The sequence below is a fragment of the Vibrio sp. 99-8-1 genome (genome assembly GCF_013114595.1).
Lineage (GTDB): Bacteria > Pseudomonadota > Gammaproteobacteria > Enterobacterales > Vibrionaceae > Vibrio.
This window is the reverse complement of record NZ_VTXE01000012.1, coordinates 106,434-128,431: the sequence shown is the minus strand read 5'-3', so window position 1 is coordinate 128,431 and position 21,998 is coordinate 106,434. Positions and strand designations below refer to the sequence as shown.

The following is a 21,998-nucleotide window of genomic DNA, read 5'->3' as shown; positions in this document are numbered from 1 at the left end:
TTTTAACTCCTCACAGGAGCTGATTGTGAAAGACTTATTAAACTTTCTAAAAGCACAGCATAAGACCGAAGAATTTGATGCAATCAAAATCGGTCTATCTTCTCCAGACATGATTCGTTCATGGTCGTTTGGTGAAGTTAAAAAACCTGAAACGATCAACTATCGTACGTTCAAACCAGAACGCGATGGTCTTTTCTGTGCGCGTATATTTGGTCCGGTTAAAGACTATGAGTGTCTTTGCGGAAAATATAAGCGTCTAAAACACCGTGGTGTTATCTGTGAGAAGTGTGGCGTTGAAGTTACACAGACTAAAGTTCGTCGTGACCGTATGGGCCACATCGAGCTTGCCTCACCAGTTGCACACATCTGGTTCCTAAAATCGCTACCGTCTCGTATCGGTCTACTAATGGATATCCCACTGCGTGATATCGAACGCGTACTTTACTTTGAAATGTACGTAGTGACTGAGCCGGGCATGACAGACCTTGAAAAAGGTCAGATGCTTACAGAAGAAGAGTATCTGGATCGTCTGGAAGAGTGGGGTGATGAGTTTACTGCGAAAATGGGTGCGGAAGCGATCAAAGATCTGCTTTCTACTATGGACCTACAAGCAGAAACAGAGCAAATGCGCGAAGAACTTGAGTCTACTAACTCAGAAACTAAGCGTAAGAAAATCACTAAGCGCCTGAAACTTGTTGAAGCATTCATCACTTCTGGTAACAACCCAGAATGGATGATCTTAACGGTTCTTCCTGTGCTACCACCAGATCTTCGTCCTCTAGTACCACTAGATGGCGGTCGTTTTGCTACGTCTGATCTGAATGACCTATACCGTCGTGTGATTAACCGTAACAACCGTTTGAAGCGTCTACTAGAGCTAGCAGCTCCGGACATCATCGTACGTAACGAAAAGCGTATGTTGCAAGAGTCTGTTGATGCACTTCTTGATAACGGTCGTCGTGGTCGTGCGATCACAGGTTCTAACAAGCGTCCTCTGAAATCTCTTGCTGATATGATCAAGGGTAAACAAGGTCGTTTCCGTCAGAACCTACTAGGTAAGCGTGTAGACTATTCTGGCCGTTCTGTAATCACAGTAGGTCCATATTTACGTCTGCACCAGTGTGGTCTTCCTAAGAAGATGGCACTAGAGCTATTTAAACCATTTATCTACAGCAAACTAGAAACTCGTGGCATGGCTACGACGATCAAAGCAGCGAAGAAAATGGTAGAGCGCGAAGAAGCGATCGTTTGGGATATCCTGGACGAAGTTATTCGTGAACACCCAGTACTGCTAAACCGTGCACCAACACTTCACCGTCTTGGTATTCAAGCGTTTGAACCAGTACTAATCGAAGGTAAAGCGATTCAGCTACACCCACTTGTGTGTGCCGCTTATAACGCCGACTTCGATGGTGACCAGATGGCGGTACACGTACCTCTAACTCTGGAAGCTCAATTAGAAGCACGTACACTGATGATGTCGACAAACAACATTTTGTCTCCAGCATCAGGTGATCCTATCATCGTACCTTCACAGGACGTTGTATTGGGTCTTTACTACATGACTCGCGATAAGATCAACGTGAAAGGTGAAGGTATGTACCTTGCTGGCCCTGAAGAGGCTGAGAAGGCATACCGTACGAAATCTGCTGAGCTGCATGCTCGCGTTAAGGTTCGTATCACTGAAACGGTTGTCGATGAAGATGGTAACCGCACAACATCAACAGGTATGGTAGATACCACTGTTGGTCGTGCAATGCTTTGGCAAATCGTGCCAACAGGCCTACCATTTAGCCTAGTGAACCAGAAGCTTGGTAAGAAGCAAATTTCTACCCTTCTGAACGAGGCATATCGTAAGCTTGGTCTTAAAGATACAGTAATCTTTGCTGACCAAATCATGTACACAGGTTTTGCATACGCAGCACTTTCAGGTGTGTCTGTTGGTATCGACGATATGGTTGTACCAGCGGCGAAATACACTGAGATTTCTGAAGCAGAAGAAGAAGTTCGCGAAATTCAGGAACAATTCCAATCTGGTCTTGTAACTGCAGGTGAACGTTATAACAAAGTTATCGATATCTGGGCGTCTACCAACGACCGTGTTGCGAAAGCGATGATGGATAACTTATCTTCTGAAACGGTTGTTAACCGTGACGGCGAAGACGAACAACAAGAGTCATTCAACAGCATCTATATGATGGCTGACTCCGGTGCTCGTGGTTCTGCTGCTCAGATTCGTCAGCTTGCTGGTATGCGTGGTCTGATGGCGCGTCCAGATGGTTCAATCATCGAAACGCCTATCACCGCAAACTTTAAAGAAGGTCTAAACGTACTTCAGTACTTTATCTCAACGCACGGTGCTCGTAAGGGTCTTGCGGATACAGCACTGAAAACAGCGAACTCAGGTTACCTGACTCGTCGTTTAGTTGACGTTGCTCAAGACGTTGTTGTTCATGACCATGACTGTGGCACGCATGAAGGTATCGACATGATGCCTCATATCGAAGGTGGTGACGTTAAAGTTGCACTTTCTGAGCTGGCTCTTGGTCGTGTTGTTGCTGAAGACGTACTTAAGCCTGGTACTGAAGAAGTACTGATTCCACGTAATACTCTGATTGATGAGAAGTGGTGTCAAATCATGGAAGAAAACTCTGTAGACAGCATGAAAGTGCGCTCAGTAGTTACCTGTGATGCAGACTTCGGTTGTTGTGCACAATGTTACGGTCGTGACCTAGCACGTGGTCACCTAGTGAACCAAGGTGAGGCAGTGGGTGTTATTGCTGCTCAGTCTATCGGTGAACCGGGTACACAGCTTACCATGCGTACGTTCCACATCGGTGGTGCAGCATCAACGGCAGCGGCAGAGAACAGCATCCAAGTGAAGAACACAGGTTCTGTGAAACTTCATAATGCTAAGTTCGTAACCAACAAAGACAACAAGCTTGTGATCACTTCTCGTGCATCTGAACTAACCATCATTGATGAGTTCGGTCGTACTAAAGAGAAGCACAAACTACCATACGGTTCATTGTTGAGTAAGAAACATGACGAAGCGGTTACCGCTGGTGACGTAGTTGCCAACTGGGAAGCGCACACCATGCCAATCATCACTGAAGTGGCAGGTCGTATCCAATTTGTAGATATGATTGATGGTGTAACTGTTTCACGTCAAACGGATGATCTAACGGGTCTATCTTCAAGTGAAGTGACCGATGCAGCAGCTCGTCCATCTGCAGGTAAAGATATGCGTCCAGCTATCAAACTTGTTGATGCGAAAGGCAAAGATGTAATGATTCCTGGTACTGATATGCCAGCTCACTACTTCCTGCCGGGCAAAGCGATCGTTCAAATTGAAGATGGTGCTGAAGTAGGTATCGGTGACACCTTAGCTCGTATCCCTCAGAAATCTGGCGGAAACAAAGATATCACTGGTGGTCTACCTCGCGTTGCTGACCTATTTGAAGCTCGTAAGCCAAAAGAGCCAGCAATTCTTGCTGAGCACACAGGTACAGTTTCATTTGGTAAAGAAACAAAAGGTAAGCGTCGCTTAATCATCACTCGTGAAGGCAATGAGCATTACGAAGAGATGATTCCTAAGCATCGCCAGCTGAACGTGTTTGAAGGTGAGAAGATTGAACGTGGTGATGTTATCGCCGACGGTCCTGAAACTCCTCATGACATTCTACGTTTACGTGGTATCCGTGCTGTAACGTCTTACATCGCAAATGAAGTACAAGAAGTTTACCGCCTACAGGGCGTTAAGATTAACGATAAGCACATTGAAACTATCGTTCGTCAAATGCTTCGTAAATGTACTATTACGTTTGCGGGTGATTCTGAGTTCCTTGCAGGTGAGCAAGTTGAGTACGCTCAAGTTAAGATTGCTAACCGTGCACTTGAAGCTGAAGGCAAAGAGCCTGCACGCTTTGAACGTGAACTACTAGGTATCACTAAAGCGTCTCTTGCAACTGAGTCATTTATTTCTGCGGCATCGTTCCAGGAAACAACTCGCGTACTAACAGAAGCTGCGGTTTCTGGTAAGCGTGATGACTTACGTGGCTTAAAAGAGAACGTAATTGTTGGTCGTCTGATTCCAGCAGGTACAGGTTTCGCATACCACCAAGATCGTCAAAAACAACGTGAAGTAGAGCAAGAAGGCCCGTCAGCAGAACAAGCGACTGACAACCTAGCAGCACTACTTAATGCTGGATTCTCTTCTGAAGAGTAAAGCATAACGTATTGTTATTGATAATAAAAAGGCACCGAAAGGTGCCTTTTTTGTGCCTGTCAGATAGTGACCTATAACAGGGACAGGCGCCTAAAGATTTGAGAGAAAGATTTGGAGAAGATTTGAGGACAGGCACGAAATAAAGCTCAGTATCTAAGGTGTGTGTCCTGAATAAAAGTGCCGGATAAAAGTAAATAAATTTGCCAAACAAAAAGGGTCAGGCCTATAAAAGCCTGACCCTAAATTCAACGGTCTAGTGGTATGTTGCTATTGTGCAGTTATGCGCCCGGAGGTACCGCTAAACTATCCGCAATCAATTGTATTAACTGGTCTTCTACTGCAAAGCGTGTTTCGATAATTTCACCGATCAATGATAAATCATTATCAAAATCTTCTAACGGGTCACTAGCGTCAACGCTGGCGTACTTATCTGTAAAATTCAGCAGCGGATCGGTAGTTAACACGATTTGCCCGTATGTGTTATTAATGTCATCGGTTGGAGAAAAGCCGGTAGACTTCCATTTATCCATCACCATCTCGTAGATCTTAAAGTGACCTTCAGAAATGTAGTCTACAAGGTGTTGGCTGAAAGACTGAAGCTCATTTGGCGCTGGCAGTTTACAGACAGGTTTTGTCCCAACACTTGGATTTAGTGAAGCAAGCTTACAATACTCTACAATTAGAATTTGACGAGTATCAAGCCAATGATCAATTACCTCACTTGACCCGCCCCACTGTTGCTGTACTTGTTTGAATTTATTTAGCATGACCATGTCCCTCATGATCAGATTGCTAATTATTAGCAATCAAAAATTCCTGAAAAATCAGGAGTCCAATTAACACATTGTTTTTTTATACTACTAGAGGTTACCCTTATTAATTCGGGTATTATCTGTTTCTAGTATGTTTTTAGATTGCCAGTAAACGTAATTAACTTCAAGTGAAGAGATCAAAGGATGTTAAAAAACAGTGACAACAACAAGATAACAACAGCAATCTGGATCGTGGTGAATGGCAGCGATATCTGGACAATCAATGGTGAATTGCCGACTGGAACTGCGTCAGAATTAGAACTGCCAGCAGAAAATGCAGTATGCGTAGGCAGCTATAATAACCTCGCTGTGATGTGGATTAATGAAAGTGATGTAGAACGACAACTAGAGCTAACATCTCTGCGAGAGCTTCTCCTGCTGCCTCAGGCGCTATTTCTGCTAGCAAGTAAAGCAGTGCAATACGGACACATGACCCAAACACTGCGCTTTTGTCCACATTGTGGTGGTCGTAATTTCTTAAACCATATAGAAATTGCCATGCAATGCGGAGAGTGTCGAAGCATTCATTATCCTCGTATTTATCCGTGCACAATCATCGCAGTTCGCAAAGAGAATCAGATATTGCTTGCCCAACATGCAAGACACAAAAGTAGTATGTATACCGTTATCGCCGGCTTTATGGAGGTAGGAGAAACATTAGAGCAATGTGCGGCGAGAGAAGTGAAAGAAGAGACGGGCATTGAGGTGAAAAATATTCGCTATTTTGCTAGCCAGCCATGGGCATTTCCTTCAAGTATGATGGTCGGATTCATAGCCGACTATAGCGCAGGTGAGATTAAAGTGGATTATAGTGAGCTATCTGATGCTCGTTGGTTTTCTATTGATGAGCTACCAGAGCTCGCACCCGTGGGGACAATAGCGAGAGCGTTAATCGAACAGACAATTACAGATATAACGGAAAATGATGAGTAGAAGCTAGCTTAATTTTTGTCAACGTTACGATTGGCCTGATGTATTCAAGATGCTTCAACAACAATAAACAGCAGATCAAAATCGAGAAAAAAGACAAAAAAAACCCTCCGGTAAGGGAGGGGGTAAGTAAGATGTCGTTATGAGATGGTCGGGCATCTATTGGCCCAACTTATTATTGTTTTCGCTAGCGGACAAATTTGTAGCACAGCTAGACTATTCATGGCAAAAATATTATTAATTAAAAACTTGATAACATGATCTAGGACGCAAAGCGCCACTATCGAAGTGTTGAAAGAGTGTTAAACTATTGGCTTTCATAGAAAAGCAAAGAATGGAAAATAACGGAATGACCGAACTAAAAAATGATTGCTATTTACGCGCCCTTTTAAAACAACCTGTTGATTACACCCCTGTATGGATGATGCGCCAAGCAGGCCGTTATTTACCAGAATATAGAGAAACACGTAGCCAAGCCGGTGACTTTATGTCCCTTTGTCGTAACGCAGAACTGGCTTCTGAAGTAACGTTACAACCATTACGTCGTTTTCCTCTAGATGCTGCAATTCTCTTTTCTGACATTTTGACCATTCCAGATGCGATGGGGTTAGGTCTACACTTTGAAACTGGTGAAGGTCCTAAATTTGAACGCCCAATCACTTGCAAAGCTGATGTCGAGAAAATTGGCCTGCCAGATCCTGAAGGCGAGCTGCAATATGTAATGAATGCCGTACGCCAAATCCGTAAAGATTTAAATGGTGATGTCCCTCTTATTGGATTTTCCGGTAGTCCATGGACGCTAGCAACTTATATGGTAGAAGGTGGAAGTTCAAAAGCTTTTACTAAAATCAAAAAAATGATGTATGCCGAGCCGGCAACCTTACATCTATTGTTAGATAAGCTAGCGGACAGTGTGATTGAATATCTCAATGCTCAAATTAAAGCTGGTGCACAATCCGTAATGGTATTTGATACTTGGGGGGGCGTTTTAACACCAACAGACTATAACCTCTTCTCATTGCAATACATGCATAAAATAGTCGATGGGTTGATTCGTGAAAATGATGGTCGTCGCGTGCCTGTTACCTTGTTTACTAAAAATGGTGGAATGTGGTTAGAGCAAATCGCAGCAACGGGTTGTGATGCGGTAGGCCTTGATTGGACAATTAATATTACTGATGCGAAAAAGCGTGTTGGTGATAAAGTTGCACTGCAAGGCAATATGGACCCATCAATCCTCTATGCTCAACCAGATCGCATTCGCCAAGAAGTCGCGACCATTCTTGAAGGGTTTGGTCAAGGCGAAACTGGTCATGTATTTAACCTTGGTCATGGTATTCACCTAGATGTACCACCAGAAAACGCTGGCGTATTTGTAGAGGCAGTACACGATCTTTCTAAGCCATATCATAAGTAAACCGCATGACTAGCTGACACATTCAGGCTTCATCATTAAAACACCAGCGCTAACCCGCTGGTGTTTTTGTATCTAAAAACCAAAAAAATTTAAAAGGACACACACCTAATTCACTTCATCAATACAGGGGGAGCAAAGAGATAAAAGAGAATCGAAATAATTGCTACCTTGTGTTGTAAATATAGCGTTATGCCAACATCGAGGTTATACCGTTTACATAAAACGATTAAAAAAAACATAACTATTGCTATGTTCAGTCGCTATTTGTGCCTAGATAACAGGTCAAATAGGTTATTCCGATGTCAGATAAATCTTCAAATAAATATAATTAAGAATTAGATATGTAATTTTTAATCCCCCTTCATGCCGATAACATTCTACACCTGATAACAATTAACTAGTTGTAACTTATTGAAGAGTAAGCGTATTCGTGAGAACTGCCGATAAGGCATTTCGTAAGCGAGTTATTCATTATTCTCTGATTACGGTGGAGATTTAAGGTTGAACAAGAAAAATATGGTGCTTGTCTGTTCTCTGTATTCTGCTGTTAGTTACGCAGGTAGTAGTGATGTGACTCCATTTGAACCTATACCTGTTATGTCAGCGAAGTTGGGTTATCAAATCTCCTTAGACGATAACAATGTTCGAAGCGATAGCAGTTTGGTTGGCCTTTATGCAGGGATGCAACTTGATCCTTCTTGGATATGGGACGTTGGTGTTCAGTACCATAATGATCAAGATTTTGATAATGCTAAGTTCGATACATTGTTACTCGATAGTGGAGTCCGTTATACCACCAACTTTGAAGGAGATATCGATCTTTATGGTCGCCTAGCCATAGGGTATTGGTCGGTGAAAAGTGATCATCCTGCTTACTACGACTCATCTACCAGCGGTTTATCTCCTGTGATGGAAGGAGGGGTAAGTTATCAGTTGAATCCTCAACTTTCAGTCAGTCTTGGTTATCAATATATAAGTTGGTTAGGGAAAAAAACTCAACGAGAGTTTAATAGTCACGCCATCCTGCTCGGGTTTAATTATGCCTTTATTCCTAGTAGCCAACTTTCCAGCGTGTCGTCGCAAATAGAGCCTGCCCCTAGCTCCAATATCACCGAAACTCCACCATCTGCTGCTGAAGGGCCTGTTGAATCAAAAAAAGAGCTGGTATCGGAAGAAGAATCATCATCAAAGCTTGCCAAACCGAAACCGGTGATCAAGCAGTTTGCGCATACCGTTATCGGCAGTACCTATTTTGATTCCAATAGTATTCAGGTTTCTCCACAGACAGAGCTATATCTACTGATAGTAGAGGATCTGCTTAATACCTATCCACAATCTCGATTAAAAGTGGTTGGGCATACTGACTCCATCGGTTCTGAAGATGATAACCAAGCCCTTTCCGAAAGAAGAGCTAAAGCGGTGTCTGAACAGATTATTGGACGTGGTATTGATGCTGAACAATTACAAATCATTGGTGTTGGCGAGTTGGATCCTGTTGCTGATAACAAGACCGAGTCAGGCCGCTCCCTAAACCGCCGAGTGGAGCTAATTGCTCTACCGTTTGATTATGCAGAGCCTGTAGATACCACAAATAGCGATCTGTTACCTGTACAGTAATTTAGGGAGGGAATGAAGAGAGAGTTATATAACTAATTGTTTAATAGAGTAATTTTTTGATAAAACCTTTAACTTACAACGTATAAATAGGATAGAAAATGAACAAACTAAATAAAATCATGCTTTGCAGTGCGGCTTTAATGCTCTGCTCAACCGCAAGTGCATCCAATACTATTGATTTTAAGGGAGAGGTGGCTCCCGAAACTTGTACGGTAAAAATCGATGGGAAGGATGGTGGATTAATTGTGTTACCAACGGTTAGTCTAAAAGCGTTTCAAGTAGGGACTCCTCCTGCAATTTCGGTTGGTAAAACAGTTGAGCGAAAAGAATTCAATGTTCAACTTTCAGATTGCCCCACACAAACATCGGCTCGAACTCTTAAAACTCGATTTGTGCCAAATGGGGGCGTTAGCTCTCGCGGTCACTTAGGGAATCTCGCACCAGCCAATAAAGCTGAAGGGGTGGAGATCCAGTTGGTTGCTCCTAATGGTACACCTATAAACTTTGCACCAACAGGTGAGTATGTAGGGAACGACCTTACTATAGCTGCTAACAAAACTACAGCATCAGCGACGTATGGAGTTGAGTATGTAGCAACTGCCACCAGTGTCACGACGGGAAGTATTAGTTCATCATTGCAGTATGCAATTAAATACAACTAACTCTAGTAAGGCCTTGTGACCGATGCAGGGCCTTATTCTTCTATGTGTTTATTGTTATGGATAAAGATCAATGAGAAGTCGTGCTCAACGTCTTATCTGTAGCTGGTTGGTAATTGGAAGGTAAACAGTGAAAAAGCTTATTTCTTTGATGTTATTGTTGGTAACACCATGCTTGCAGGCGGGAGTGTCCATGCTAGGGACGCGCATTGTTTACCCTGAAGCAAGCAAGGGAGTAAACGTAGAGTTAAGGAACTTAGGAGAAGCGACCTTTATTGTTCAATCATGGGTAAGTCAGTTTTCAGACGATCAAACAAGTGCTGATAAAGTGCCTTTTGTTGTTACACCACCAATCGCGAAATTAGTAGGTAATCAAAAACAAAAATTTAAAATATCCTTCACCCATCAACAGATTTTACCTCAAGACAGAGAGTCTATTTTCTATTTTAACTTCCTAGAAGTGCCATACAGTGAAGCTGTAATGGATAATAGTGATGGCAATAAGCTGCAACTGACTGTACGACATCAACTTAAACTGTTTTACCGCCCAGAAGCGGTACAAAAGCAGACGAGGAAAATAGCTCGTGATGCTGTTTTGCAAACCATTAGAAATGGCAAGAATCTGATATTGCGTTATAGCAACAATAGTCCTTATTACCTTTCTATGTCGGGTGAGGCTAAGTTGCAGATAGCAGAGCGTGACTATTTTGCCGAAAGTACCATGATCGCCCCTTATTCTACTCATGACTTTGTTTTTTCTGATATAGAACCCAGCACATCTACTGACACTGCTCAGCTATCCATCTATTTAATCAATGATTTTGGTGCGAGCTTGGAAGAACACTATGATGTTGATTTATAAAAATAACATGACCATGTCTAGGTTTGTTAGCATAGTGGTTCTCTTGCTGTGTTCCGCTCAAACAACAGCAATGACCAGTGATGGAGCTGAGGTAAATCGCAATCTTTTTTATGGCAATGTGGATGTTTCTGCACTGCTGTCTGGAGATGAGCTTGATCAGGGGGACTTACTAAATAACCTTCATATTCTCGATGTCTATCTAAATGGCAAGCTCAATAACCGAGACACTGAGGTGCGGTTTGTAAAGAATAACAATACCGACAAAGCAGAGCCTTGCCTGAGCCAAGAGCAGTTTCAGCAATTAAACTTAGTTGACGTACCGCTAGCAAAAACCGAACAGAACTGCTACTTGCTATCAGATATCTCTGAATATAGTCGTTGGCACTATAACAAGAGTGAACTGCAACTCGATATTACCATGCCGCAAATCATGTTGAAAAAGAGTGCTGGGGATGGTGTTGCTAAAGAGTTGTGGGATGAAGGGATAACGGCCGCTTATGTAAAACATCGAACGTCATACAGCTATCAAGCCTATAAAGATCAGGATGACTATAATCAGCTCTCAGGCAGTATTTATGCGGGAGTCAATATTGGTTTAGTTCAATTTCGTCATAACGGTTATTTTAGGCATGACTTTGACAGTGGCAATGGTTCCGAATATCAATCTTATCGCTCCTATTTTCAGGTTCCTGTTGCTCGCTATGAAAGCCTTTTTACTGCCGGAGAAAATTTCACTGCTGGAGGTCTGTTTGGCAGCTTAAGTTATACAGGACTTAATTGGGCCACTGATACTCGTATGTGGTCGAGTTCTCGCAAAGGATACGCGCCTAGAGTAACGGGAGTTGCATTAAGTAATGCCCGAGTAGAGATTAAGCAGGGTGACAACACCATATACGAAGTTTCTGTTCCTCCTGGCCCATTTTTAATTGATGACCTGTTAAGTATTCCACAGCAGGGGGATTTAACGGTTAATGTTTATGAAGCGGATGGTTCAATAAAAACATCTACCGTGCCTTATAGCGTACTGCCTGATTCATTGCGATTTGGTAATACGGAATATAACTTTGTTATCGGTGAGGCGCGAGATTTTGGTGACGTTAATGCTCTATTTTTGGAAGGCACTTTCAAACAGGGTTATAGCAACGTGATTACCACAAACTACGGCTTTCGATTTGCAGACCGATATCAAGCGTATCTATTGGGTGGTGTATTCTCCTCTTCGTATGGGGCGTTTGGCTTCAATGCTACCTATTCTCATACTCGCATAGATGCGAATCAAGCGGGTTATCAAGGTTGGCAAACTGAACTAAATTATGGCCGTTCATTTGATTCCGGTTTTAACATTACTATGGTGGCGATGAGAAACTCCACCAAGGGGTACCGAACGTTAGAGAATGTATTTGGTTTACGTCAAGTTAGTGATGGAAGTTATGACTCAAGTACGCTCAATCAACGTAACCATTTTAATATACTGTTAAATCAAAGTCTGGGGGATTATGGACAGATAGGCCTCTCTGCTCAAATGTCTGATTATTATCAGAATAGACCGACATCCTATAACTATTCTGCACGATATAGTCACACCCTTTGGGGTGTCTCTTACAACGTTAACGTCGACCGACAAAAAATATCCCGATACTCAGGAGAGAGCAATGTCTCGAGTGGAAACCGCTATCAGACGGTTGTCTCATTAGGGCTAAGTGTTCCTTTGGGGGGCGGCTTGTTTAACTTGGGTCATACCGTAACAAATAATGTGGGTGACAATGGAAGCTCAACCGCTAGTTACAGTAACTCAATCGGAGACGATTTTAGTTACTCATTAATGGGCTCACATAACGACTCAGGCTCCTTTTATAGTGTATCGGCTACCCAACAGACCCCAATCGGAGGAGTATCGGCTTCTTACTCAAACGGTGGCTTAAACGCGTCTGGGAATTTTTCTACCGTTTTGGATGGTACAGTACTATTGCATAGCGGAGGAGTGACGGTTGGACCTTATGTTGGAGATAGCTTTGCCTTAGTTGAAGCAAGTGGAGCAGAAGGGGCGGCCATATCTGGCTGGAGTGACAGCAAAGTGGACTCATTTGGTTATGCTATTCATCCTTCGTTAAGCCCTTATCGTTTCAATGACATAGATCTCGATACTACTGAACTAGAAGAGGATGTGGAGTTAACTCGTACTCACAAAAAAGTAGTGCCTTACTCTGGTGCCATTGTAAAAGTGAAATTTAATACCAGAAAAGGTAGAGCATACTTAATCGATACCAAACTCAGCGAGGGTGGGGTGCCACCGCTAGGCAGTGACGTAATAACAGTTGATAACCGCCGTATTGGAATCGTGGGTCAGGCTGGTGTGATATATGCCCGATTAGAACCTCAAGATACCCAGTTAAAACTGCGCTGGGGGAAAGCGCAAAGTGAGCAGTGTTCCATTACGGTAGAGCAAGTCGCCGAGGATTCTTCTCCTATTTCGAAAATGGAAGCGATATGCAGCTAAGTTGGTGTAGGAAAGCGTTAAGAACGGTTCGTGCGATGGCGTTGGTTGCTGTGTATCTATTTGCAACAAATGTACACGCTGCCGTGAATATTGAGCGTACAAGAGTGGTTATAAATAACGAGCAAAAACAGAATAGTTTCCGTTTGGTCAACGAAGGAGAAGATGAAGTGGTTGTTCAGTTATGGACCGACTATGGCGATGTTACCGCCTCTCCATCTTTGGTGAAAACCCCAGTATTTCTACAACCACCAATTTTTCGCTTGCAACCGGGAGAAATTCGTAGTGTACGTGCGATTGTAGATCGAAGCCAGTTGGCAAAAAATCATAACGAACAACTTTATTGGATCAATATTTATCAGGTTCCTCAGTCGCTGTTTAATGATAATGATAGCTCGCAAGATCGCTTACAGCTTCCATTGAGGCTAAGGGTCAAATTGTTGGTACGTCCAGACGGCGTTGAGAAACTTGAAAAAGCTTCGGCAGAAAAACTGTTGTTTGCCATCTCTCCTAGCGCTAACGCTGATTTGAGTAACAAAAAAACACAATATGACTTGTTGATCAGTAATCCAACTCAGTGGTACATCACTTTTTCGTATTTAGCTTTAGATGGCAAAGAAGTGGTTGCTCCTTTTATTGCCCCTGGGGAACAGATAGCCGTGCCCGATGTGCCGTTGGATGTGAGCAAAGTGAGTTACGCCATTATCAACGATAATGGCAATAGCTGGCAGTACCAACAGGTTATTAACTGAACAATCAGTCATCAGTCACTCGATAACCAGCCAAGATTTTTTATCACAGTAAGGTTATCTGACTAATTAATTAGAGTATATCTATGAAAAACCATCTTACATACTTGATGATCATTGCGAGCTTACTTTTGCTGCCAAAAGAAGCACTTGCACGTTGTGGTTATAGGATATCCGAGTCAAATATTTTTTCTATTACTTTGCCTGTAGAGAGCGCCCTTGACGTTAACTATGCGATCAATCCTGGTGGAGATCTCGGTACTACATACGGATATAGAGCGCCAGCTAGAGGACGTGGGGCAACAGCGGGTGCTCATTATCCCGCTTCTACATCAATCACGGTAAACCTTAATGAAAATTTCCAAAGAATAGGGAGCGTAATTGGCCGTATTAATCTCAGTTATACCCAAGGGAAAGGGTTTGACAAAGCGTGGGGTGGGACGGTGAGAGATTTTGGTTACAACAGTAAACACCTGTTATTTGAATGCCGAACTGCTCACACCTTATCTGGTATCTGGAAATGGCCAAGCCTGTATGAATACTATGCGCTTAATACGGGGTGGACAGGTACAACGTTTGTTAAACCTGTACCTCGCAGTCAAGCAGGAGGACTGGATGGGGTATATTACACCCGCTATAAATATCTAGGAATTAGAGTGGTAAACAGTAAGGATGGTAAGCCTTATAGACACACATGGCAGAAACGATCACTAGCAAAAAGTGATCTTGTTTGTGCCAGATCTTTTTTTCCAATTATAAATACATACGCTAAAAAAAGTTGTTATGCCACTCAAGATGCGTGGAGCCGTGTGTTTACTCCAGCATCGGCTTTTAGTGGCGTTACCATCGAATTTATTCGCGTTAATAACCCCGATAAGAATGCAATTACCAGTGAGAGTTTCACCTACACAGGTGTTAATAATCGACAGCCTATCGCTTACACGCTTTTTCAAAATGACAGCCATGGTAATCCTGGACGCCCGCTTTTTAATGGCTCAAGAGATGGCTATGCCAATAAAAGGGTAGGAGCAAAAGCTGATTTTTCAGATCTATCTGGTAAGGGTGTCATCGCGAAAAGTAATTCGCACTACCTAAATTACCCAATGGTATGGCGACCAACTGTCAATATTACTCGTATTAATAGTTGCCGCATTACCGACTATACCAAGACGGTGGACTTTGGTTCGATTGGTGCGGTTGAGTTACGAGACGGTGCGGTTAGGGAAAAAGATTTTAGTATTACCGTGGCCTGTGCTGATAACGTAGGTGGTTCAGGAACTATGAGTAATCAAGTCGCGATGGGGTTATTGGTAAAAGGTGATACCGCAACAAGAAAAGCTCAACAACTGGGTTTGAAAACCTCAGGAGGAGGATTAACTTATCTACTGGATAATGAATATGGTCGTTCGGGTGTCGCGCAAGGGGTCGGAATTCAAGTAAAAAAAATCGGGTCGTCTAATTATTTAAACCTTCTCGCAGACAATAGTATAGGCGGTGGTAACAATAAAGGCTGGTATGGTTATCGGGATCTATTACCTAGCCCTAATGGAACCACTTCTGACGGCATTAAAATGTACAGCGGTAAGTTTTCTGCAGAACTAAAAAGAATAGCTAGCCAATCTGTTATTGCTGGATCTGTTAATGCTCAATTAGAAATTATTCTTGCTTTGCAGTAAGCGATAGCAAATGTTGAAAAAAACAATGCATAAGTATCTCGCAAACAGTCGCTGGTGGCTTGTGATAGGTGTCATTCTGATTTCGTGGGGGTACTTACCTGTAGTAGTTGCTAATTCGTGCACTGTTTTTCAAAGAAATGGTGTGATGGTCTTTTCTGACGAATGCAATATAGATCTAAGAAGACCTTCAGGCTCCACATCCATAGTACTTCAATTTAAGTTTGTTGACAGTTCGTTCGATGTAGCCATTGAAGAGTTGACTAGAGTAAAAACAAAGACAGACATAAATGTAGCAATGCAATCTATAAAAGGAGGTTATAGGCTCTTTGCTGGGCCTATACAACCTAAGTACAGGTCTCAGTATAAAACGCAATTAAGAAAGCTGGGCTATCAGGACTCACTGATAAAGTGGCTTCCCTTTATTTTCAAAAATAATATAGATGAAGTGAATCACCCAACGACACAGCCCCAAAAAGATGATACTTCACTGGCAAAAGCAAAAGCGGTAGCAGAACAAAAAACAGCAGCAGTATCGCCCTCAGTCGCGAATAATCAAAACAAAAAAGTGTGGTTTAAAGGCGTGGGTTCGTCAGGCGAGCGACACTTTTACTTGCCTATGTCGAGTTTGGAGACACTCTCTAAACTGAGTTTTGAACGAGCCAAATGGTTCTGCGGTAGCCTTTCCGACAAAAGTCGTATTGCCAATCAACAAGAGTATGTGGCGCTTCTCTCTTCCGATTTTTTCATCAATGAACTGAAAGGCAGCATCGCTTCACCATTGTGGCTGAACGAGCAAATTGTAGTGACACGAGTCGGCAACCAGGTAGAAACCCGACCATCTCATTATGGTGTCAATTACCCCACCGTTTGCACCGCAGACATCATCGCAGGCTAGCTCTTACTATAAGGACACACACCTAACTAAGTAAAAGTTTCCTATTAAGGTCACACACCCGAGCCACTCAAAAAATTTTTGCTATCGAACTGAATTATCGACAATTTATCAAGGACACACGCCTCAATTTATAAAGAATTTATAAAGGACACACACCGTATCTCATGAGTTAAATTTTATTCGGAAAACATTCATTCGACGTTAATTAATATCCTTTGTCGAAGTCGATTCGGTTGTTAAGCTGAAAACCATCCCGCCATAGCAAGTAATTTTGTATAAATATTTCAAACACCAACTCGGGAAAACTGTTGGCAGCGATATGTGGCGTGACAGTGACGGATGGGTGGTGCCAATAAGGACATTGTTGTGAGATAGGTTCATTTATGAAAACATCCAAATAGGCATGTTGAATTGCCCCATTATCTAGTGCCGCGAGGAGATCTTCTGTGACCACAGCATCGCCTCGACCAACATTGAAGAACAGTGCTTTGGTACAGTTTTCAAAGAGAGACTGATTAAATAGCCCTGTTGTAGCTGTAGTTTTAGGTAAGGTTGAGACAATAATATCAGCTCGCTTAAGTTGTTCATTTACCTGCTCAATATGAACGACTTCGTTAAATGCTGATTCCTTTGGTGGTATTCCTGTACGGTTTACACCAATAGTATGAACACCAAAGGCGGCCGCAGTCTTGGCTAGATGATTACCAATAGAACCCGTCCCAAAAATAAACATTTGTTTTCCGCTTATGGTTCGATATCGATGAGGTTGCCATACTTTTTCACTCTGTTGTTGGCGATATAGATCCCAGTGACGAAAATGCTCAATGGTATAGCCCAACACATACTCTGCGATCTGAGGGCCAAAGATGCCCTTAACATTAGTGAGTAGGTAGTCAGGATCCTGAGAGGAGTGAGTAAGTGCATCAACTCCCGCGTACATTGATTGAACCCATTCTAGTTGTGGGAAAGAGTCCAGAATAGAAGCAATTTTAGGAGGGGAGGCCAGTAAAATATTAGCTTCACTATTTTCCTCGGTGATAGCTAAGTCAGGTAGATCCGCTTGAGAAATCAAGGTGTGGAACTCTTGGTCGTATTCGGTAATTATTTTTACTTTATTGGTGAAATTATCCATATGCTTTCTTTTCCCCTCTCCCTTTATCAAGTACACTTCTGCTGTCTGAAAATTCAACGTTAGAGCTCTTATGTTACAGAATCCTATTCAAGTTCGCCTTGAAAAATTTGAACCATGGCAACAGATTACTTTTATGGTTTCTTTATGTGAACGCATGTACCCAAACTATGCAGCGTTTTGTGAAACAACAGAGTATGCCGATGCTAGGGTTTACCGAGATATTCTCGATAGTATCTGGGAGTTGCTTACCGTTAAAAAAGCGAAAATTAATTTTGAACGCCAATTAGAGAAACTCGAAGAGCTAATACCCGTTTCTGATGAATTTGACTTTTATGGTGTCTACCCAGCCATTGATGCTTGTGTTGCATTATCGACCTTATTGCATGGTTTGTTAGATAGAGATTATCTATTTGAAAATATGCAAGAAATTAGTCAGATTTCTGTAGTAACAGTGGCACAGCTCGAAGAAGCACAAACAGGTGATCTCATTGATAATGACAATCAAAAAGATAACGAAGCTGTGTGTGCTGAATGGGATGTACAATGGGCTATTTATCGTCCACTACGCGAAGCCGAAGAGCGCGATATAGACTTAATCAAAGACTTAAGAGCAGAACTCCGTGATGAAGCTGTCAGCAATATCGGGATAGAAGCATAATCTATATTCGGACAAACCTTAATACGGACACACACCTCAACATTCACGTCGAGTCCCTCTTTTTGAGGGACACACACTTCAATATTTCAATGTAGACACATATCGCAAAGTATATTTTAGGACCTGTTAGGTCTTAGTTACTTTTGTCGTATTGGTCTAAAAAAATATTGTTTCTCGTTAAGCCGAACAAAATGCCACATTACTCTTCTTTTTATCTTTACAACTTAAAAGGTGAGAAGTGATGACAACAGCTCGAAAACAATTGGTGTCAGTCGAATCAACTCCCTATTATCATTGTGTTTCAAGGTGTGTTCGGCGTAGTTTTCTTTGCGGTACGGACCCTCATACAAAACAGAGCTATCAGCATAGAAGAGACTGGATCGAAAATAAGATTTATTCCTTGGCGAAATCTTACTGTATCGATATTTGTGCCTATGCCATCATGAGTAATCATTACCATTTAGTCGTGCATATCAACAAGAACAAAGCCCTTACGCTCTCTGACCGTGAAGTCGTTGAACGTTGGATGCAAAATCATAAATTGCCCTTTTTGGTTCAACGTTGGTTCTCTGAACAGCCGTTGAGTAAAGTAGAGACGCAAATGTGTTTGTCCATTATCGAAAAATGGAGGAATCGACTTTGGAGCCTTAGTTGGTTCATGAAAGAGCTCAATTTCGATATTGCTCTCAAAGCTAACCAAGAAGACCAATGCTCTGGACATTTTTGGGAAAGCCGTTTTAAAAGCCAAGCGCTACTGGATGAAAAAGCATTAGCTGCAGCAATGGTATATGTCGATTTAAATCCAGTAAGAGCGGGAATCTCAACACAGCCGGAGCAATCTCAATACACGTCAATTAAAGCCCGATTTAGAGCTCTGAAAGAGCAAAAGCAAACCGCGCCATTATTGTTTCCGTTTATTGGAAATGTAAGTAACAAAGAGTATGTGCAAGGAATCCCTCTGCGATTGCAGGACTACTTAGAGCTGGTTGATTCTACTGCGAGACAATATCGAGCAGAGAAAGCGACACTAAGTGCTGATTCTCTCTCAATATTACAAAAGCTGACTATTAGTCAGCAAAGTTGGTTTAATGTTTGTACTTATATGGAGCGCCGTAGAGTTAGCGCGATTGGTGATATTAGTCGACTTGAGCATGCTAAGCGATATTTGCATAAATCAAGAATTCACCTATTCAAATTGGATGGCTGACCAAGAAATCAGATACTCCAGACTACATGCCCAAAGCTTGCGTTGGTAAGCTCTTCCTGCTGCGCCATTATTAACTATTATCTATAGAAATTAATATTAATCGTACAATATCTAACGCTAACTCTTGTTAAGTCCTCAAACTCATTACTTTTATTTATCTATCTGCTTAAACTAAGCTCTTAGAGTTATTGCATTCTACTTTTAGGCGACTGTCCCTATTTCCAGTTTTAAGAGACTGTCCCCAGATAAAAGTGTGTGTCCTTAAAGCAGAACGATCTTACTCATCACTCTGCTTAACGTCGTGAGTTTTCTTCCAAATTTCCCATCGTTGGTAGGCGAGTTGCTGCATGTCAGTGGTTTTGTCGGCCTCATCAATGATCTCTTCTCCTAATAGATGCTCGAAGATATCCTCTAATGTCACTATACCTTGAATAGTTCCGTATTCGTCCACCACCAGAACCAATTGCAAGCGGTTTTTCATCATGTGATCAAATGCTTTGGGTAAAGCCATGTTGTTTAAAAGCACATTGATTGGCCGCATTACCGCACCAAGCTGCTTCTCGCCACACCCCATTTGCTGCAATTTAAATAGTTCCAACCTATGTACAAAACCGATGATGTTGTCTTTTTGTTGGCTATAAATAAGCGGACGCGAGAAGGGAATGTCCTTATGACGATCCAAGAACTCATTTATGCTCTGCTCCGCTTCAACCCGGAAAACTACCGGTCTTGGTGTCATCACTTGAGTGATGGGAACATCGCTGATAGAGAGTAGATTACTCAGTATTTTTGATTCACCTTCGTAAAATTCGCCGCTTTCGTGTGCCAATAACGCCATTGCTGAGATTTCATCTCGTAGTTTTGGTGGTGTGTGTCCTTTGGCTAGTCGCTTGGTTATTTGCTCAGATACCCAAACAAATGGGGTGAGTCCCCAAACCATCCATTTTAGTATGTTTGCTGCCATAGGAGCGAGTTGACGCCAGTAGGTCGCACCAATGGTTTTTGGTACGATTTCAGACAACAGCAAAATACCTAAAGTCAGCACGGCAGAAAAGACACCTAACCATTGGTTGCCAAATATTTGTGCGGCTTGAGCACCAGCACCGGCGGCACCAATAGTATGAGCAATGGTATTTAGCGTCAAAATCGATGCCAGAGGGCGATCAATGTCGTTCTTTAGTTGGGTGAGTTTTTCCGCAGAAGGGTGACCACTCTGCTTTAACTGAGCAAGATAGCTCGGCGTTATGCTGAGCAAAATAGCTTCCAGTACCGAGCAAATAAATGATACGCCAATAGACAATGAGATGTAGATAGTTAAAAGCAGCATGAATTTGTGACAAATTTCCTGTTTAGAGTCCGAACTTGGATATATTTATGACATCTATATTACCTCTTAGTTACGGTAATTACAGGCTTTATAGGTAAACTTACTGTCATTTTTATATCGTATAAAGCAACAAATTGTGAGTTATTACTCATATTCTGTCTAAATATGGTTGTTTTAAGAAAAAGTTTACAGACAACCCTTTGCCAGACGGGGGGTTTATGCTTTAGAGTGGGTTCAGATTTCGATAACACATGAGAAGGGAAACCTAATGAACAAGACCCAATTAATCGACTTTATCGCTGAAAAAGCGGATCTATCAAAAGCTCAAGCTAAATCTGCTCTAGAAGCGACACTTGAAAGTGTGACTGATACACTTAAAGAAGGTGACCAAGTTCAACTAATTGGCTTCGGTACTTTTAAAGTAAATCACCGTGCTGCTCGTACTGGTCGTAACCCTAAGACTGGTGATGAGATTCAAATTGCTGCTGCAAATGTACCTGCATTTGTTGCTGGTAAAGCACTGAAAGATTCAGTGAAGTAATTTAGATACGCCGGATACAGATATTGTATCCGGCGTGGCTTTATCTCTATGAAAAAATTCCTCTTACCTACGCTCCTCACCGCTGTTCTTTTAGGCTGCTCCTCCGACCCTTCCATCGATAGTTCAACGCGACTAGTTACCAATATGACGGGTGGTCAATCGTTAGGAGATAGCGTTAGTTATTTTTGGTACACCGAACAATATAACTTTCCTCTTTCAGCGGCAGATTTTGTGACTTCAGGAGATTATGGTTGGTACAAATCCGATTATCGCTGGAGACGTGATGGTGTAATTCGAGAAGTCGTCCGAGAGGGAGAACAGTTGAAACTCAATAAAGGCTTAATACCTTATAAATTGCATTTGCGGTTTAATGATAAAGGTGAGGCGGTTTACCAACAATACCGAGTTGATGGTAAGGTGCTTCCTATTCCACAAGAAGACATCGCGTTTGTAATCAATAATGCTGATACGCTTCGTGAAACCGTGTTAGAACAAAATAGTAATGGGCAGAAGCTAGTTCAAGGCTACTGGGACGGCAAAGTGTTTACTACCTGTTCAGGTAAGGAATATGCTCGATTTGAGATAAATCAGGCTTTGCCTAATTTTGTAATTAATCGTCTTGCCAGTCTTGATAGTTATGCTGCATTTTTAGCGGCTACCACGCCTTCTACATTGACAGTAATAGATATGTATAATTTAGCGGACGATAGCTTTGATTGTGTAGAAAGACCAAATTTGATCAAAGACTAAGACAAGCATCATTATTCAATAATATGATGGATATGAGAAAGGCA

Annotated in this window: 17 protein-coding genes; 14 read left to right on the top strand and 3 right to left on the bottom strand. The window is 42.1% G+C overall.

The window, feature by feature from the left end; all coding sequences use genetic code 11:
- Positions 1 to 25 precede the first annotated feature (25 nt).
- The gene (gene rpoC / locus F0227_RS08840; RefSeq protein ID WP_171752829.1) at positions 26 to 4,228 is read left to right on the top strand and encodes a DNA-directed RNA polymerase subunit beta'; all 4,203 of its coding nucleotides are present in this window, start codon (positions 26 to 28) and stop codon (positions 4,226 to 4,228) included.
- A 278-nt stretch (positions 4,229 to 4,506) separates the two neighbouring features.
- Here the strand turns inward: rpoC and rsd are convergent, their stop codons facing one another.
- A complete protein-coding gene (gene rsd, locus F0227_RS08835; protein ID WP_171752840.1) occupies positions 4,507 to 5,001 on the bottom strand; it encodes a sigma D regulator in 495 nt (164 codons plus the stop codon).
- A 183-nt stretch (positions 5,002 to 5,184) separates the two neighbouring features.
- Between rsd and nudC the strand changes: the two genes are divergently transcribed.
- From nudC to F0227_RS08790, 9 genes are all read left to right on the top strand, one after another.
- Positions 5,185 to 5,973 carry an NAD(+) diphosphatase gene (gene nudC / locus F0227_RS08830; RefSeq protein ID WP_171752828.1) on the top strand — a complete coding sequence of 263 codons (789 nt, stop codon included), beginning with the start codon at positions 5,185 to 5,187 and terminating at the stop codon, positions 5,971 to 5,973.
- Positions 5,974 to 6,319: 346 nt separating this feature from the next.
- Entirely contained in the window at positions 6,320 to 7,387 is a 1,068-nt protein-coding gene (hemE, locus tag F0227_RS08825; protein ID WP_171752827.1) for a uroporphyrinogen decarboxylase, read from the top strand.
- 501 nt (positions 7,388 to 7,888) lie between these two features.
- Positions 7,889 to 9,004, top strand: a complete 1,116-nt coding sequence (locus F0227_RS08820) for an OmpA family protein (RefSeq protein ID WP_171752826.1) — start codon at positions 7,889 to 7,891, stop codon at positions 9,002 to 9,004.
- Positions 9,005 to 9,102: 98 nt separating this feature from the next.
- Positions 9,103 to 9,666: a fimbrial protein gene (locus F0227_RS08815; protein WP_171752825.1), complete on the top strand. Its 564-nt coding sequence runs from the start codon at positions 9,103 to 9,105 to the stop codon at positions 9,664 to 9,666.
- A 127-nt stretch (positions 9,667 to 9,793) separates the two neighbouring features.
- Entirely contained in the window at positions 9,794 to 10,525 is a 732-nt protein-coding gene (locus F0227_RS08810; protein ID WP_171752824.1) for a molecular chaperone, read from the top strand.
- Entirely contained in the window at positions 10,509 to 13,022 is a 2,514-nt protein-coding gene (locus F0227_RS08805; protein WP_171752823.1) for a fimbria/pilus outer membrane usher protein, read from the top strand. Before F0227_RS08810 ends, F0227_RS08805 begins: the two co-directional genes overlap by 17 nt.
- Complete coding sequence (locus tag F0227_RS08800; protein WP_171752822.1) at positions 13,013 to 13,771, top strand: fimbria/pilus periplasmic chaperone; 759 nt, start codon at positions 13,013 to 13,015, stop codon at positions 13,769 to 13,771. The genes F0227_RS08805 and F0227_RS08800 overlap by 10 nt, the downstream gene beginning before the upstream one ends.
- Before the next feature lie 83 nt (positions 13,772 to 13,854).
- A complete protein-coding gene (locus F0227_RS08795; protein ID WP_171752821.1) occupies positions 13,855 to 15,444 on the top strand; it encodes a fimbrial protein in 1,590 nt (529 codons plus the stop codon).
- A 10-nt stretch (positions 15,445 to 15,454) separates the two neighbouring features.
- Positions 15,455 to 16,339, top strand: coding sequence for a hypothetical protein (locus F0227_RS08790; protein WP_171752820.1), 885 nt, complete (start codon positions 15,455 to 15,457; stop codon positions 16,337 to 16,339).
- 205 nt (positions 16,340 to 16,544) lie between these two features.
- Here the strand turns inward: F0227_RS08790 and F0227_RS08785 are convergent, their stop codons facing one another.
- Positions 16,545 to 17,471, bottom strand: coding sequence for a D-2-hydroxyacid dehydrogenase (locus F0227_RS08785; protein ID WP_171752819.1), 927 nt, complete (start codon positions 17,469 to 17,471; stop codon positions 16,545 to 16,547).
- Positions 17,472 to 17,541: 70 nt separating this feature from the next.
- Between F0227_RS08785 and F0227_RS08780 the strand changes: the two genes are divergently transcribed.
- Together F0227_RS08780 and F0227_RS08775 are read left to right on the top strand one after the other, a co-directional pair.
- Positions 17,542 to 18,129, top strand: coding sequence for a DUF416 family protein (locus F0227_RS08780; protein ID WP_171752818.1), 588 nt, complete (start codon positions 17,542 to 17,544; stop codon positions 18,127 to 18,129).
- A gap of 241 nt (positions 18,130 to 18,370) precedes the next feature.
- Entirely contained in the window at positions 18,371 to 19,336 is a 966-nt protein-coding gene (locus F0227_RS08775) for a transposase (protein WP_171752817.1), read from the top strand.
- Between the two features lie 277 nt (positions 19,337 to 19,613).
- Here F0227_RS08775 and F0227_RS08770 read toward each other — a convergent pair whose 3' ends face one another.
- The gene (locus F0227_RS08770; RefSeq protein WP_171752816.1) at positions 19,614 to 20,663 is read right to left on the bottom strand and encodes a hemolysin family protein; all 1,050 of its coding nucleotides are present in this window, start codon (positions 20,661 to 20,663) and stop codon (positions 19,614 to 19,616) included.
- Between the two features lie 268 nt (positions 20,664 to 20,931).
- Here F0227_RS08770 and hupA point away from each other — a divergent pair, with 268 nt between their 5' ends.
- Together hupA and F0227_RS08760 are read left to right on the top strand one after the other, a co-directional pair.
- Positions 20,932 to 21,204 (top strand): nucleoid-associated protein HU-alpha, encoded by a 273-nt coding sequence (gene hupA / locus F0227_RS08765; protein WP_171752815.1) that lies wholly within the window; start codon positions 20,932 to 20,934, stop codon positions 21,202 to 21,204.
- 48 nt (positions 21,205 to 21,252) lie between these two features.
- Positions 21,253 to 21,954, top strand: a complete 702-nt coding sequence (locus F0227_RS08760; RefSeq protein ID WP_171752814.1) for a DUF1481 domain-containing protein — start codon at positions 21,253 to 21,255, stop codon at positions 21,952 to 21,954.
- The last annotated feature ends 44 nt before the right edge of the window (positions 21,955 to 21,998 follow it).

Coding starts and splice junctions, on each gene's coding strand:
- rsd (WP_171752840.1), bottom strand. CDS start 5,001: ATGGTCATGCTAAATAAATTCAAACAAGTACAGCAACAGTGGGGCGGG.
- nudC (WP_171752828.1), top strand. CDS start 5,185: ATGTTAAAAAACAGTGACAACAACAAGATAACAACAGCAATCTGGATC.
- hemE (WP_171752827.1), top strand. CDS start 6,320: ATGACCGAACTAAAAAATGATTGCTATTTACGCGCCCTTTTAAAACAA.
- F0227_RS08815 (WP_171752825.1), top strand. CDS start 9,103: ATGAACAAACTAAATAAAATCATGCTTTGCAGTGCGGCTTTAATGCTC.
- F0227_RS08805 (WP_171752823.1), top strand. CDS start 10,509: ATGATGTTGATTTATAAAAATAACATGACCATGTCTAGGTTTGTTAGC.
- F0227_RS08800 (WP_171752822.1), top strand. CDS start 13,013: ATGCAGCTAAGTTGGTGTAGGAAAGCGTTAAGAACGGTTCGTGCGATG.
- F0227_RS08795 (WP_171752821.1), top strand. CDS start 13,855: ATGAAAAACCATCTTACATACTTGATGATCATTGCGAGCTTACTTTTG.
- F0227_RS08790 (WP_171752820.1), top strand. CDS start 15,455: ATGTTGAAAAAAACAATGCATAAGTATCTCGCAAACAGTCGCTGGTGG.
- F0227_RS08785 (WP_171752819.1), bottom strand. CDS start 17,471: ATGGATAATTTCACCAATAAAGTAAAAATAATTACCGAATACGACCAA.
- F0227_RS08780 (WP_171752818.1), top strand. CDS start 17,542: ATGTTACAGAATCCTATTCAAGTTCGCCTTGAAAAATTTGAACCATGG.
- F0227_RS08775 (WP_171752817.1), top strand. CDS start 18,371: ATGACAACAGCTCGAAAACAATTGGTGTCAGTCGAATCAACTCCCTAT.
- F0227_RS08770 (WP_171752816.1), bottom strand. CDS start 20,663: ATGCTGCTTTTAACTATCTACATCTCATTGTCTATTGGCGTATCATTT.
- hupA (WP_171752815.1), top strand. CDS start 20,932: ATGAACAAGACCCAATTAATCGACTTTATCGCTGAAAAAGCGGATCTA.
- F0227_RS08760 (WP_171752814.1), top strand. CDS start 21,253: ATGAAAAAATTCCTCTTACCTACGCTCCTCACCGCTGTTCTTTTAGGC.